The 12,835-nt window shown below is 69.7% G+C and carries 11 protein-coding genes and 1 pseudogene; 8 read left to right on the forward strand and 4 right to left on the reverse strand.

The window, feature by feature from the left end; all coding sequences use genetic code 11:
• From AC27IO_RS13940 to AC27IO_RS13955, 4 genes and pseudogenes are all read left to right on the forward strand, one after another.
• Positions 1–899, forward strand: a pseudogene (locus tag AC27IO_RS13940) (type II secretion system F family protein); the annotation flags it as partial.
• Between the two features lie 37 nt (positions 900–936).
• Entirely contained in the window at positions 937–1,842 is a 906-nt protein-coding gene (locus tag AC27IO_RS13945; protein ID WP_498739246.1) for a 5'-nucleotidase, read from the forward strand.
• 129 nt (positions 1,843–1,971) lie between these two features.
• A complete protein-coding gene (locus AC27IO_RS13950) occupies positions 1,972–2,166 on the forward strand; it encodes a hypothetical protein (RefSeq protein WP_498739248.1) in 195 nt (64 codons plus the stop codon).
• 35 nt (positions 2,167–2,201) lie between these two features.
• Entirely contained in the window at positions 2,202–2,432 is a 231-nt protein-coding gene (locus AC27IO_RS13955) for an EF-hand domain-containing protein (protein ID WP_498739251.1), read from the forward strand.
• 109 nt (positions 2,433–2,541) lie between these two features.
• On the opposite strand, the gene AC27IO_RS13960 is transcribed toward AC27IO_RS13955, so the two are convergent.
• The 3 genes from AC27IO_RS13960 to AC27IO_RS13970 all read right to left on the reverse strand — a co-directional run bounded on the left by AC27IO_RS13960 (position 2,542) and on the right by AC27IO_RS13970 (position 6,068).
• Entirely contained in the window at positions 2,542–2,973 is a 432-nt protein-coding gene (locus AC27IO_RS13960; protein ID WP_284396393.1) for a hypothetical protein, read from the reverse strand.
• A gap of 213 nt (positions 2,974–3,186) precedes the next feature.
• A complete protein-coding gene (locus AC27IO_RS13965; protein ID WP_487113864.1) occupies positions 3,187–3,726 on the reverse strand; it encodes a cyanophycin metabolism-associated DUF1854 family protein in 540 nt (179 codons plus the stop codon).
• Positions 3,727–3,749: 23 nt separating this feature from the next.
• The gene (locus AC27IO_RS13970) at positions 3,750–6,068 is read right to left on the reverse strand and encodes a cyanophycin metabolism-associated ABC transporter (protein ID WP_284429842.1); all 2,319 of its coding nucleotides are present in this window, start codon (positions 6,066–6,068) and stop codon (positions 3,750–3,752) included.
• 222 nt (positions 6,069–6,290) lie between these two features.
• Here AC27IO_RS13970 and AC27IO_RS13975 point away from each other — a divergent pair, with 222 nt between their 5' ends.
• The 3 genes from AC27IO_RS13975 (at position 6,291) to AC27IO_RS13985 (ending at position 11,640) form a co-directional block, all read left to right on the forward strand.
• On the forward strand, positions 6,291–8,495 hold the full coding sequence (locus AC27IO_RS13975; RefSeq protein ID WP_317352824.1) for a cyanophycin synthetase: 2,205 nt from the start codon (positions 6,291–6,293) through the stop codon (positions 8,493–8,495).
• Between the two features lie 71 nt (positions 8,496–8,566).
• Positions 8,567–11,140 carry a cyanophycin synthetase gene (cphA, locus tag AC27IO_RS13980; protein WP_284429840.1) on the forward strand — a complete coding sequence of 858 codons (2,574 nt, stop codon included), beginning with the start codon at positions 8,567–8,569 and terminating at the stop codon, positions 11,138–11,140.
• Positions 11,137–11,640: a CreA family protein gene (locus AC27IO_RS13985; RefSeq protein ID WP_272567418.1), complete on the forward strand. Its 504-nt coding sequence runs from the start codon at positions 11,137–11,139 to the stop codon at positions 11,638–11,640. The genes cphA and AC27IO_RS13985 overlap by 4 nt, the downstream gene beginning before the upstream one ends.
• 102 nt (positions 11,641–11,742) lie before the next feature.
• Here AC27IO_RS13985 and AC27IO_RS13990 read toward each other — a convergent pair whose 3' ends face one another.
• Positions 11,743–12,423 carry a DsbA family oxidoreductase gene (locus AC27IO_RS13990; protein WP_487089633.1) on the reverse strand — a complete coding sequence of 227 codons (681 nt, stop codon included), beginning with the start codon at positions 12,421–12,423 and terminating at the stop codon, positions 11,743–11,745.
• 177 nt (positions 12,424–12,600) lie between these two features.
• Here AC27IO_RS13990 and AC27IO_RS13995 point away from each other — a divergent pair.
• Positions 12,601–12,835: Ada metal-binding domain-containing protein (locus tag AC27IO_RS13995; protein WP_498739255.1), on the forward strand; the 235-nt coding region annotated here is incomplete at its 3' end.

A 12,835-nucleotide genomic window follows, 5' to 3' on the forward strand; every position in this document is an offset into this window, starting at 1 on the left:
CCTGCGCGCCGAGGTGAACGCCGGCTCCACCTTCGCCCGCGCCCTGGGCGCCCACCCGCGCGAGTTCTCGGCCATCTACTGCGCCGTGATCGGTGCCGGCGAGCACAGCGGCAACCTCGGCCTGGTGCTGGAGCGCCTGGCGGACGATCTGGAAGACCGGCAGGCGCTCAAGGCCAAGCTGATCGGCGCGGCGCTGTACCCCGCCATCGTCACCTTGGTGGCCATCGTCATCGTGCTGTTCCTGGTGGGCTATGTCGTGCCCCAGGTGGCGGCCGTGTTCGCCGGCACCAAGCGCGCCCTGCCCTTTCTGACCGTGGCCATGCTCGCCATCAGCGACGCGGTGCGCCACTACGGCTGGGCAGCGCTGATCGCTATTATTTTCATAGCATTCGGGGCAAGGTATGCCCTGGCGCAGCCGCGTTTTCGCGAAAAATTCGATGCCGTGTGGCTGACCCTGCCGCTGGTGGGCAAGCTGGCGCGCGGCTACAACGCGGCGCGCTTCGCCGGCACGCTGGCCATGCTGGCGGGCGCCGGCGTGCCCATCCTGCGGGCGCTGCAGGCCGCCGCCGAAACGCTGAACAACCGCGCCATGCGCGCCGACGCGCTCGACGCGCTGGTGCTGGTGCGCGAGGGCGCACCGCTGGCCTCGGCCATGGCGCAGAAAAAAACGCTTTCCCGGCCTGGTCGCCATGTTCGCGCGCCTGGGCGAGCAGACCGGCCAGTTGCCCGTGATGCTGCAGCGCGCGGCCACGCAGCTGTCCACCGAGGTGCAGCGCCGGGCGCTGCAGCTGGCCACCATCCTGGAGCCCCTGCTCATTGTCGCCATGGGGCTCATCGTCATGCTGATCGTGCTGGCCGTTCTCATGCCCATCATCCAGCTCAACCAGTTCGTCAAATAATGACCGGCCTGCGACCCCGCCACCGCCGGAGCCCTCCATGGCCATGACCCTGGACGACAAGCTCGTCGTCGCCATCTCCTCGCGCGCGCTGTTCGATTTCGAGGAGGAAAACCGCCTGTTCGATCCGCTGCAGCCGCAGACCTACATGCAGCTGCAGCTCGACCGGCTGGACACGCCCGCGCGCCCCGGCGTGGCGTTCTCGCTGGTCAAGAAGCTGCTGGCCTTCAACGAGCCCGGCCACCAGCGCGTGGAGGTGGTGGTGCTGTCGCGCAACGACCCGGTGAGCGGCATGCGCATCTTCCGTTCGGCCAGCGCCGCGCACGTGCCGCTGGAGCGCGGCGTGTTCACGCAGGGGCGCGACCCGTTCCGCTACCTGCGGCCGCTGGGCGCGCACCTGTTCCTGTCCGCCAACGAGGCCGACGTGCGCCAGGCCCTGCAGCTGGGCTACCCGGCCGCGCGCGTGCTGACCGAATCGGTGCAGGCCAGCCACGCCAATCCGCACGAGGTGCGCATCGCCTTCGACGGCGACGCCGTGCTGTTCTCCGACGAGGCCGAGCGCGTGTACCAGGCGCAGGGGCTGGCCGCCTTTCAGCGCCACGAGACCGACAAGGCCGCGCAGCCGCTGCCCGACGGCCCCTTCAAGCCGCTGCTGGCCGCGCTGCACCGACTTCAGCAAGCGGCGGGCACTTCGTCGGGCATGCGCCTGCGCACGGCCCTGGTCACCGCCCGCAGCGCGCCAGCGCACGAACGCGCCATCCAGACGCTCATGAACTGGAACATCGCCGTGGACGAGGCCATGTTCCTGGGTGGGCTGGACAAGGGCGGGTTCCTGCGCGAGTTCGAGCCTGATTTTTTCTTCGACGACCAGACCGGCCACGTCACCTCGGCGGCGCGGCACGTGCCCTCGGGCCACGTGAACAGCGGCATCTCCAACCCCGGTTGAAGGCGGTGGGCCCAGCCACCCCGCCATCGAAAGGCAAAGAAGCGCAAACCTTTGCAACCGCCGGTGAAACCCTGCCGCCCCCGATTGCAAAAATCCGCCGGCCCCACCATCTGTGACACCATGCCCCGAATGAACACCCCTGCCGCTCCCCTGCCGTCCCGTGTCCATGCCGCCCGCGCCGCTGCGGCGCCGGTCCATCCCGGTGCGGCCGCCCTGCGTGCCATCGCGCTGTTTTCCCTGCTCGCCATCGGCCTGGCCTTCAGCGCCGTCGCCGCGACGCCCCCCGGCCGCCGCGCCCCCAGGCCAAGGCCAGCGAGCCCCTGAGCAAGGGCGAAATCAAGGCGCAAAAGGAATTCAAGATGCTGGACTTCAATGGCGACGGCAAGCTGAGCCGCTCGGAAGTGGCGCTGTTCCCACGCCTGGCCAACGCGTTCGACGACGCCGATACCAACCACGACGGTTTCGTGTCGTACGAGGAAGTGCGGGCGTTCGCCGCCAAGTACCGGGCCGAACGCGACCGCGCCCGGGCCGAAGAAGCGAAAACCCCGGCCAGCGCGGCAGGCGGTGCGGCCAGCGCGGCCAAGCCCTAGCCGCCGCTCGCTACCGCCACCGCCACCGGACTCGTCGTTTTATAGCCAAAACGGCCTCCAGCACAATCAGCACTAGGGCATCCTGCTATTGATTTAAGAGCAAATCGCCTTACAGCCCGCCCGTTCGCTTGACCTTGGGGTCGGCATAGGTGAGGGGCTCGTCCTTGGCCTCCTGGGCCAGGCGCTCCTGCAGCGGGGTCTTGTTGAGCTCCTGCGCCATCTCGACGGCGCTGCCGCTGGCGCGCCACATCGACTGGATGAACTCGAGCAGCTGCTTGTAGATGGGCTCCGGCGGCGGCTCCTGTTTCTCTTCGACCGTGTCCTTCTTCTTGACCTCGGTCCAGTCGCGGTTGCGCGTGTCCGGGTCGGACGGCTTGTCCGGCTCTCGCACGATGGCGCCCTCGCCCAGCCGGTCCATCGACTCGACGGGGTTGGCCGCATGGATGGGCCGGACAGGAACCGCGCCGGAGGCCCCCGTGGAATACAAATCGGCGCCCTGGGGACGCCAGCTCGGCGATCGGTCAACAGGTGGCATTTGCATGGCGGGGTCCGTTCGTGAAAGTGGAGCGGCAAGGGGAATTCATCCCTCGTCGTATTTCATAACGGCAAAAAGAAAGGGAAATTAAGGCCTTTTTAACGGATCAAGGCAAAAATCAGGGTTTACCCCTATCCCTCAGCCACGCCTGTGCCCCGCCACGCCGCAAGGCAGGGCAGTAGCAACCGCCGCCGGCTCATGCCCGGCGCGGCCGGGGTGCTATAGAAAACGCTCCAGCAGCCGGCGCGAAGATTTGTCCAGCGCCGCCACATCGGGCACGCGGAACTGCACGCCGTCGGCCGAGGCGATCAGCAAGGTGGTGCGACCGCCCAGCCGGCGGATGTCCTCCTCGGCCTTGAGCACCAGCTGCGCGGGGCCGCGGTCCGTCTCCACCACCCAGGTGCTGGGGGTGGAAAACCCCGAGACGCTGACCAGCCTCTGCAGGATCGGCACGAATTCGCGGGCGTGAAGGTCTTCCTCGACCAGCGCCCGGGCGGCGGCAGGCAGGTGGTCCAGGTGCTCGATCCACTGCAGTTCATGGCCGTCCGCCCCGACCAGGGAGATGCCCTCGGCCGGCGCGGCGATGGGAAAGGCCCGCACCGGCACCACTTCGGCGTGCTCGGCGCCGCCGGCCTGGGTGAGCACCAGGCGGCCGTGGGCGTTGCGCTGCAGGCGGATGCCGGCCACGGCCGAAGCGTTGGCAGGGACGGCGGCCGCGGTGGACGCGGCTGCGGAAAAAGGAGAAGGCGAAGCAGTCATGGGCGTGCGCTCTCTTTCAAGGATCAGGAGTTGCCCGCGGGATGGGCGGGGTGCAGCAACGCGCTGTCGATGACGAGGCCCGACGCCTCGGCGTCCTCCTCGGCCCGGCGGGCCTGGGCTTCGTAGAGGCGCCAGTAGGCGCCCTGCTTTTCCATCAGGGCGTCGTGCGGGCCGACCTCGACCACCTCGCCCCGGTCCATGACCACCAGGCGGTCGGCCTTGCGCAGCGTGGACAGGCGGTGGGCGATGGCGATGGTGGTGCGACCCTGCACCAGGTTATCGAGCGCCTTCTGGATTTCCTTCTCGGTCTCGGTGTCCACGGCCGAGGTGGCCTCGTCCAGGATCAGGATGCGCGGGTCGATCAGCAGCGCGCGAGCGATGCTGATGCGCTGGCGCTCCCCGCCCGACAGGCCCTGGCCGCGCTCGCCCACCAGCGAGTCGTAGCCCTGGGGCAGGCGCAGGATGAATTCGTGCGCGTGGGCGGCGCGCGCGGCCGCCACGATCTCGGCGCGCGTGGCCTCGGGCTTGCCGTAGGCGATGTTCTCGGCGATGGTGCCGAAGAACAGGAACGGCTCCTGCAGCACCAGCCCGATGTGCCGGCGGTAGTCGGCCACGCGCAGCCGGCGCACATCCACGCCGTCGACCTGGATCGAGCCCTCGGTCACGTCGTAGAAGCGGCTGATCAGGTTGACCAGCGTGCTCTTGCCCGAACCGCTGTGGCCCACCAGGCCGATCATCTCGCCCGGCCGGATATCCAGGTTCAGCCCCTTGATGACCGAGCGGCTGCCATAGCGAAAGCCCACGTTGCGCATCGCGATGGCGCCCTCGACGCGCTCCATGGTCACCGGCTGCACCGGATCGGGCACGTTGCTCACGTGGTCCAGGATGTCGAAGATGCGCTTGGCGCCGGCCGCGGCCTTCTGCGTGACCGAAACGATGCGGCTCATGGAGTCGAGCCGGGTATAGAAGCGCCCGATGTAGGCGATGAACGCCGCCAGCACCCCGACGGTGATCTGGTTGTGCGCCACCAGCCAGATGCCGAAGCCCCAGACGATGAGCAGGCCGATCTCGGTCATCAGCGAGACCGTGGGCGTGAACAGCGACCAGGTCTTGTTGAGCCGGTCGTTCACCTCCAGGTTGTGCTGGTTGGCATCGCGAAAGCGCTGCGCCTCGCGCTTTTCCTGGGCGAAGGCCTTCACCACGCGGATGCCGGGGATGGTGTCGGCCAGCACGTTGGTGACCTCGGACCACACGCGGTCGATCTTCTCGAAGCCGGTGCGCAGGCGGTCGCGCACGTTGTGGATCAGCCAGGCGATGAACGGCAGCGGCACCAGCGTGACCAGCGCCAGCCAGGGGTTGATCGAAAACAGGATGGCCGCCGTCATCAGGATCATGAGCACGTCGGTCATGAAGTCGAGGGCGTGCAGCGACAGGAAGACGTTGATGCGGTCCGTCTCCGAACCGATGCGCGCCATCAGGTCGCCGGTGCGCTTGCCACCGAAATAGTCGAGCGACAGGCGCAGCAGGTGCTCGTAGGTGGTGGTGCGCAGGTCCGCGCCGATGCGCTCGGACACCAGCGCCAGGATGTAGGTGCGCGCCCAGCCCAGCCCCCAGGCCAGCAGCGCCGACAGCAGCAGGCCGCCCAGGTACAGCCCCACGAGGTGCACCGGAATCTGCTGGCCGTTCTGGTAGGGGATGAGGATGTCATCCATCAGGGGAATCGTGAGGTACGGCGGCACCAGGGTGGCCGCAGTGGAGGCGAGCGTGAGCCCGAAGCCCGTCGCCAGTTGCTTGCGGTACGGCCGGGCGAAGCGCCACAGGCGCAGCAGCACCCAGGTGGAGGTCTGCGGGGCCGGCGCGCGGGCGCAGGCGGGGCATTCTTCGGTGTCGGGCGGCAGCGCCGTGTGGCAGACCTCGCAGCGGGCCTCGTCCGCGGGCTCGGACTCGACCGTGGCATCGTGCGGCATGCCCAGCGCGGCCAGGCGCTGGTCGAACTTCTGCAGCATGCGCAGGGCCTGCGGATGCGCGCCGAGGGTGAAGCGCCACAGCGCCAGGCGGCGCTCGGTGTCGTGCAGTTCCAGGGCGCCCACGCCGCCATGGTCGGACAGGCGCAAGGCCATGCCGGCGGCCAGCGGCCACTCCTGCACGGCACCGCCATCGGTGCGCGACAGCAGGCGCTGGGAGGTCAGCACCAGCAGGCCGGGCGCGAAGCGCAGGGCCGGGCTCAGGTCAACCTGCAGCGCGGCCAGCACGTTTTCGTGGGGGGCGAGCCTGGCTCGCCATTCGGCCCCGTCGGGGCCATTCAAGACACTCGAGGCGTCCACAGGATGTTGATGTTGCATTTTGGTTGGTTTTTCCGCCCTGGACGGCCCGAGAAGCCAGCCCGTGCTCTGGTCCCCATTCTCCCCGATGCTCCACAGGCCGCTTTGGCATCTGCATGTAACGCCTTCCCCACGGGCCACGCTGACATCCTTTAGGCCACCCCCGAGTGGGCGCACAATTGACCGACACTCCTTCCGCAAATCGGTCCGCTTCGGGCCGCAGTTTCCTTTACGCTGCACTCCATGGCGACATTCAATGACATCCAACTGCTGCGCATCAACTACCTGCGCGGTCCCAACATCTGGACCTACCGTCCGGTGCTCGAAGTATGGCTGGATCTCGGCGCGCTCGAAGACCACCCGTCCAACGCCCTGCCGGGATTCAACGAGCGCCTGACCACCTGGCTGCCGGCGCTCATCGAGCACCACTGCGGCGTGGGCGAGCGCGGCGGCTTCCTGCAGCGGCTGGAGGGCGGCACCTGGTGCGGCCACGTGCTGGAGCACATCGTGATCGAGCTGCTCAACCTGTCAGGCATGCCCACGGGCTTCGGGCAGACGCGCAGCACCTCGCAGCGCGGCGTGTACCGCATGGTGTTCCGGGCGCGCGACGAGCGCGTGGCGCGCGTGGCGCTCGAGCAGGGCCACCAGCTCATCATGGCGGCCATCAATGACACCCCGTTCGACGTGCAGGCCGCCGTGGCGCGCGTGCGCACCGAGGTGGACGACCAGTACCTCGGCCCCAGCACCGCGTGCATCGTCACCGCCGCGACCGACCGCGGCATTCCGCACATCCGGCTGAACGACGGCAACCTGGTGCAGCTGGGCTACGGTGCCTCGCAGCGCCGCATCTGGACGGCCGAGAGCGAGTTCACCAGCGCCATCGCCGAAGGCATCGCCAGCGACAAGGACCTGACCAAGAGCCTGCTCAAATCGTGCGGCGTGCCCGTGCCCGAGGGCCAGGTCGTCAACAGCCCCGAAGAGGCCTGGGAAGCCGCGCAGGACATCGGCCTGCCGGTGGTCGTCAAGCCCTCGGACGGCAACCATGGCCGTGGCGTGACGCTGGACCTGCGCAAGCAGGCCGACATCGAGGCGGCCTACCACGTGGCCTACCCCGAGGGCAGCGACGTGATGGTCGAGCGCTTCATCCCCGGCGACGAGCACCGGGTGCTCGTGGTGGGCGGCAAGGTCGTGGCCGCCGCGCGCGGCGAGGTGGTGAGCATCACCGGCAACGGCCGATCCACCGTGCAGGAGCTGATCGACACGCAGCTCAACTCTGACCCGCGCCGCGGCTACGAAGAGGAATACCCGCTCGAGTTGATCCAGGTGGACACCAACGTGGCCGTGCAGCTGGAACTCAAGCGCCAGGACCTCAGCGCCACGGCCGTGCCCGAGGCCGGCCGCGAAGTCGTGGTGCAGCGCAACGGCAACGTGGCCGTGGACTGCACCGACGAAGTGCACCCCGAGGTGGCCTACATCGCCGCACTGGCGGCCAAGGTGGTGGGCCTGGACATCGCCGGCATCGACCTCGTGGCGCGCGACATCGGCCGCCCGCTGCAGGAGCAGAGCGGCGCGATCGTCGAGGTGAACGCCGGCCCCGGCCTGCTCATGCACCTGAAGCCCGCCATCGGCGCGCCGCGCCCGGTGGGCCAGGCGATTGCCGAGCACCTGTTCCCGGCTGAGGAAAACGCCGACGGCACGATCGGCCGCATTCCGCTGGTCGGCGTGGCCGGCACGCGCGGCACCAGCACCATCGCCCGCGTGGTGGGCTGGCTCATGCACCTGGGCGGGCGCCACACGGGCCTGGCCTGCCGCGAGGGTCTGTTCCTGGACCGCCGCTGCGTGGACACCACCGACAGCGCCCACTGGGAAGCCGCGCACCGCCTGCTGATGAACCAGATGGTGCAGGCCGCCGTGATCGAGAACGACGCCCGCACCATCCTGCGCGACGGCCTGGCCTACGACCGCTGCCAGGTGGGCGTGGTGACCGACATGGACGGCAAGGACGGGCTGGCCGAGTTCGACGTGTTCGAGCAGGACCAGATGTTCAAGGTGCTGCGCACGCAGATCGACGTGGTGCTGCCCGGCGGCGCCGCCGTGCTGAACGCCGCCGAGCCCCAGGTGCTGGAGCTGGCCCCGCTGTCGGACGGCGCCGTGGTGCTGTACGCCCAGGACGGCACGCTGCCCGCGATCGCGGAGCACCGCGCGCAGGACAACGGCCGCGCCGTCTTCGTGAAGGCAGGCCGGGTGGTGCTGGCCACCGGCTCGGCCGAGCATGTGCTCGGCGCACTGGCCGACCTGACGTTCGGCCGCAATGCCGTGCAGACCGAGCCCGACACCCTGCTGGCCATCGTGGCAACGGCCTGGGCGCTGGACATCGCGCCGGACCTGATCGGCGCGGGCATCAAGACGTTCGAGCCCGAGCTGCCCTGCGCCGCACCGGCCCGCTAGACCCCTTTCAACGACCGCATGGACTCGAGCCGGCGCCCGCGCCGGCAACCCCAAGAAAGAGACGCTTTTCCATGGACGTATCCCGCACCCGGGCCCTGCGCGGCCCCAACCTCTGGAGCCGCCACACCGCCATCGAGGCCGTGGTGACCTGTGCCGAATCCGAACTCGCCATGCGCCAGATCGATGGCTTCGAATCCCGGCTGCGCGCGCTGTTTCCCGCCGTGGGCGTGCTGCACCCCGAAGGCAGCGATGCCGATGTCTCCCTGGCCCATGTCCTGGGCGGCGCGGCCCTGGCGCTGCAGGCGCAGGCCGGCTGCCCCGTCAGCTTCAGCCGCATCTCGGCCACCGTGGACCGCGGCGTGTACCAGGTCGTCGTCGAGTACAGCGAAGAGGCCGTGGGCCGGCAGGCCTTCGAGGATGCCCAGGCGCTGATCCAGGCCGCGCTGCAAGGCGGCCACTTCGACGCCGAGGCCGCCGTGGCGCGCCTGCGCGAGCTGGACGAGGACGAACGGCTGGGCCCCAGCACCGGCTCCATCGTCGAGGCCGCCGCGGCACGCGGCATTCCGTGGCGCCGGCTGACATCGGGCAGCCTGGTCCAGTTCGGCTGGGGTTCCAAGCAGCGCCGCATCCAGGCCGCCGAGGTCGATTCGACCAGCGCCGTGGCCGAATCCATCGCGCAGGACAAGGACCTCACCAAGCGCCTGCTGCACGCCGCCGGCGTGCCCGTGCCGCTGGGCCGCCCGGTCGAGTCGGTGGACGATGCCTGGAAGGCCGCGCAGGAAGTCGGCCTGCCCGTGGTGGTCAAGCCCCAGGACGGCAACCAGGGCAAGGGCGTGACGGTGAACATCACCGAGCGCTCGCAGCTCGACGAGGCCTTCCGCGCCGCCGCCGAATACGGCACGGTGATGGTCGAGCGCTTCCTGCCGGGCCATGATTTCCGCCTCCTGGTGGTGGGCGACCAGTTGGTGGCCGCCGCGCGCCGCGAGCCGCCGCAGGTGCTGGGCGACGGCGAGCGCACCGTGCGCGAGCTGGTGCACCTGGTCAACCTCGATCCGCGCCGCGGCGAGGGCCACGCCACCTCGCTCACCAAGATCCGCCTGGACGACATCGCCGTGGCGCGGCTGGCCATGCAGGGCCTCACGCCCGACGCCGTGCCGGCCAAGGGCCAGCGCGTGATCCTGCGCAACAACGCCAACCTGTCCACCGGCGGTACCGCCACCGACGTGACGGACGACGTGCACCCCGAGGTGGCGGCCCGCGCCATCGCCGCGGCCCAGATGGTGGGCCTGCACATCTGCGGCGTGGACATGGTGGCCGAAAACGTGCTGCAGCCGCTGGAAGTGCAAGGCGGCGGCTTCGTCGAGGTGAACGCCGCGCCCGGCCTGCGCATGCACCTGGCGCCCAGCTACGGCAAGCCCCGCAACGTGGGCCAGGCCATGGTGGACAAGCTCTTCGCCAACGGGCAGGACGGGCGCATTCCCGTGGTGGCCGTGACCGGCACCAACGGCAAGACCACCACCGCGCGCCTGATCGCGCACCTGTTCTCGGCCCAGGGCCTGCGCGTGGGCATGACCAACACCGACGGCGTGTACGTGAACGGCCGCCAGATCGACAGCGGCGACTGCTCCGGCCCCAAGAGCGCGCGCAACGTGCTGCTGCACCCCGAGGTGGATGCGGCCGTGTTCGAGACCGCGCGCGGCGGCATCCTGCGCGAGGGCCTGGGCTTCGACCGCTGCCAGGTGGCCGTGGTGACCAACATCGGCGCCGGCGACCACCTGGGCCTGAACTACATCACCACGGTGGACGACCTGGCCGTGCTCAAGCGCGTGATCGTGCAGAACGTGGCGCCGGACGGCTACGCCGTGCTCAACGCGGCCGACCCCATCGTCGCGGCCATGGCCTCGTCCACGCCGGGCAAGGTGATCTACTTCGCCAGCGACCGACACCACCCGGTGATGGCCACGCACCGCGCGCAGGGCCACCGGTCGGTGTACATGGACGGCGAGTCCATCGTCGCGGCCGAAGGCTCGTGGCGCGAGACCATCCACCTGCGCGACGTGCCCATCACGCGCAACGGCAAGATCGGTTTCCAGGTCGAGAACGTCATGGCATCGGTGGCCGCCGCCTGGGGCGCGGGCCTGCCATGGCAGACCATCCGCCGCGGGCTCTCGGGCTTCGTGAACGACAGCGACAACGCCCCCGGCCGCTTCAACGTGATGGATTTCAAGGGCGCCACGGTGATCGCCGACTACGGACACAACCCGGACGCGATGCGCGCCCTGGTGGCCGCCGTCGATGCGCTGCCGGGCAACCGCCGCAGCGTGGTCATCAGCGGCGCGGGCGACCGGCGCGACGAGGACATCCGCGACCAGACGGTGATCCTGGGCGCGGCGTTCGACGACGTGATCCTCTACCAGGACGCGGCCCAGCGCGGCCGTGCCGACGGCGAGGTGATGGCGCTGCTGCGCGAGGGCCTGGCGGGCGCCTCGCGCACCAAGCACATCGAGGAGATCCGCGGCGAGTTCATCGCCATCGATTCGGCGCTGGACCGGCTGCAGCCGGGCGACCTGTGCCTCGTGCTGGTGGACCAGGTGGAAGAAGCCCTGGCGCACCTGGCCAAGCGCTGCGCGGAGGTGGCCGCATGACCGCCGCCCGCCGCCTCTCCAATGCCCTGCCCCGTGCCGCGCTGGCACTCGGGCTGGCCGCCGCCGCGCTGTGCGCCCAGGCCGAGACCATCGGCACCGTGGACACCGCGTTCAAGCTCCTGGGCCGCGACCACGACATCATCGTGGAAGCCTACGACGACCCGGCCGTGCAGGGCGTGACCTGCTACGTGTCGCGCGCCCGCACCGGCGGCATCAAGGGCTCGCTCGGGCTGGCCGAGGACAAGGCCGAGGCCTCCATCGCCTGCCGGCAGACCGGGCCCATCGCGTTCCCCAAGCCGCCACTCAAGCAGCAGGACGAGGTGTTCAGCGAACGCATCTCCATTTTGTTCAAGCGCCTGCGCATCGTGCGGATGGTGGACCCGGCCCGCAACACGCTGGTGTACCTGACATACTCCGACCGGCTCATCGAAGGCTCGCCGCAGAACGCGGTGACCGCCGTGCCGGTGGACCGCGCCACGCCGATTCCGCTCAAGAAGTGACCAACGGGGCACGGGCCAAGCGATTCGTGGCCGAATCGCCTCCACGCCCTAGTACTCATTGCCTCTTTTACTATTATTTATATAGCAAACAGCTGATCCGGATCACTGGCCGCCGGCGATCTGGCGCAGCGCCTGCTCGAACACCTCGGGCGGCTGGCCGCCCTGGATGAGGTGGCGGTCGTTGATGATGACCGCCGGCACCGAATGGATGCCGTGCTGCTGGTAGAACGCCTCGCGTTCGCGCACCGCGTCGGCGTATTCGCCCGAGGCCAGCACGGCCTGCGCCTGGTCCGCATCCAGGCCGGCGCCGGCTGCCGCGCGCACCAGCACGTCGTGGTCGCCCGGGCTCTGCCCATCGGTGAAGTAGGCCTTGAACAGTGCGTGCTTCAGGGCCGTCTGCGCAGCCTCGCCGCCCGCCTCGCCCGCCCAGTGCAGCAGGCGGTGCGCATCGAACGTGTTGTAGATGCGGCTGCGCTGCCCCATGTCGAACGTGAAGCCCAGCGCGGCGCCGCGTTCGGCGATGGCTTCGCGGTTGCGCTGCGACTGCTCGGGCGTGGCACCGTATTTTTCGGCCAGGTGCTCGGCGATGTCCTGGCCTTCCGGCGCCATCTGGGGATTGAGCTCGAACGGCTGGAAGTGCAGCTGCGCCGCCACCGTGCCGTCCAGCCGGTCCAGGGCCTGCTCCAGCGCGTGCAGCCCGATGGCGCACCAGGGGCAGGACACGTCGGAGACGAAATCGATCTTGAGGGGGACGGGGGTGGCAGGGGCCGGGGGGGTGGTCATGGCAACTCCATTGCAAAGGGTCGAACGCGTGATGCTAGGCCGCCTTCCATGACCGTGCACGCCTGTGGGCACTGCGCGGCGGCCTGCGAATGCGATCGCAAGAACCGGGGTGCGGGCCCGCCGCGCCGTGCGTAGATTCAAGGCCAGGCCCTTACCATTGAACGAGGAATCGACGCCATGGCTTCCCGCCCCCACTCCTGTCCCACCCCCCGCACCATTTGCACGGCGGCGCAGCGCGCCGCCGCCACGCTGGCCGATCCCCGGTGGGCCGCCGTCGCGGCACGGGACGCCCAGGCCGATGGCCGCTTCGTCTATTCGGTCCGCACCACCGGCGTGTATTGCCGGCCCTCGTGCGCCGCCCGGCCCGCCCGGCCGGAGAACGTGGACTTCCATGCCACGGCCGAGGCGGCGG

The organism is Acidovorax sp. KNOB132, from assembly GCF_057541515.1.

Excerpts from the sequence above, each read along its gene's own strand:
- AC27IO_RS13990 (WP_487089633.1), bottom strand. The coding sequence starts at position 12,423 with ATGACCACCCCCCCGGCCCCTGCCACCCCCGTCCCCCTCAAGATCGAT.
- AC27IO_RS13945 (WP_498739246.1), top strand. The coding sequence starts at position 937 with ATGGCCATGACCCTGGACGACAAGCTCGTCGTCGCCATCTCCTCGCGC.
- AC27IO_RS13955 (WP_498739251.1), top strand. The coding sequence starts at position 2,202 with ATGCTGGACTTCAATGGCGACGGCAAGCTGAGCCGCTCGGAAGTGGCG.
- AC27IO_RS13950 (WP_498739248.1), top strand. The coding sequence starts at position 1,972 with ATGAACACCCCTGCCGCTCCCCTGCCGTCCCGTGTCCATGCCGCCCGC.
- AC27IO_RS13985 (WP_272567418.1), top strand. The coding sequence starts at position 11,137 with ATGACCGCCGCCCGCCGCCTCTCCAATGCCCTGCCCCGTGCCGCGCTG.
- cphA (WP_284429840.1), top strand. The coding sequence starts at position 8,567 with ATGGACGTATCCCGCACCCGGGCCCTGCGCGGCCCCAACCTCTGGAGC.
- AC27IO_RS13965 (WP_487113864.1), bottom strand. The coding sequence starts at position 3,726 with ATGACTGCTTCGCCTTCTCCTTTTTCCGCAGCCGCGTCCACCGCGGCC.
- AC27IO_RS13975 (WP_317352824.1), top strand. The coding sequence starts at position 6,291 with ATGGCGACATTCAATGACATCCAACTGCTGCGCATCAACTACCTGCGC.
- AC27IO_RS13960 (WP_284396393.1), bottom strand. The coding sequence starts at position 2,973 with ATGCAAATGCCACCTGTTGACCGATCGCCGAGCTGGCGTCCCCAGGGC.
- AC27IO_RS13970 (WP_284429842.1), bottom strand. The coding sequence starts at position 6,068 with ATGCAACATCAACATCCTGTGGACGCCTCGAGTGTCTTGAATGGCCCC.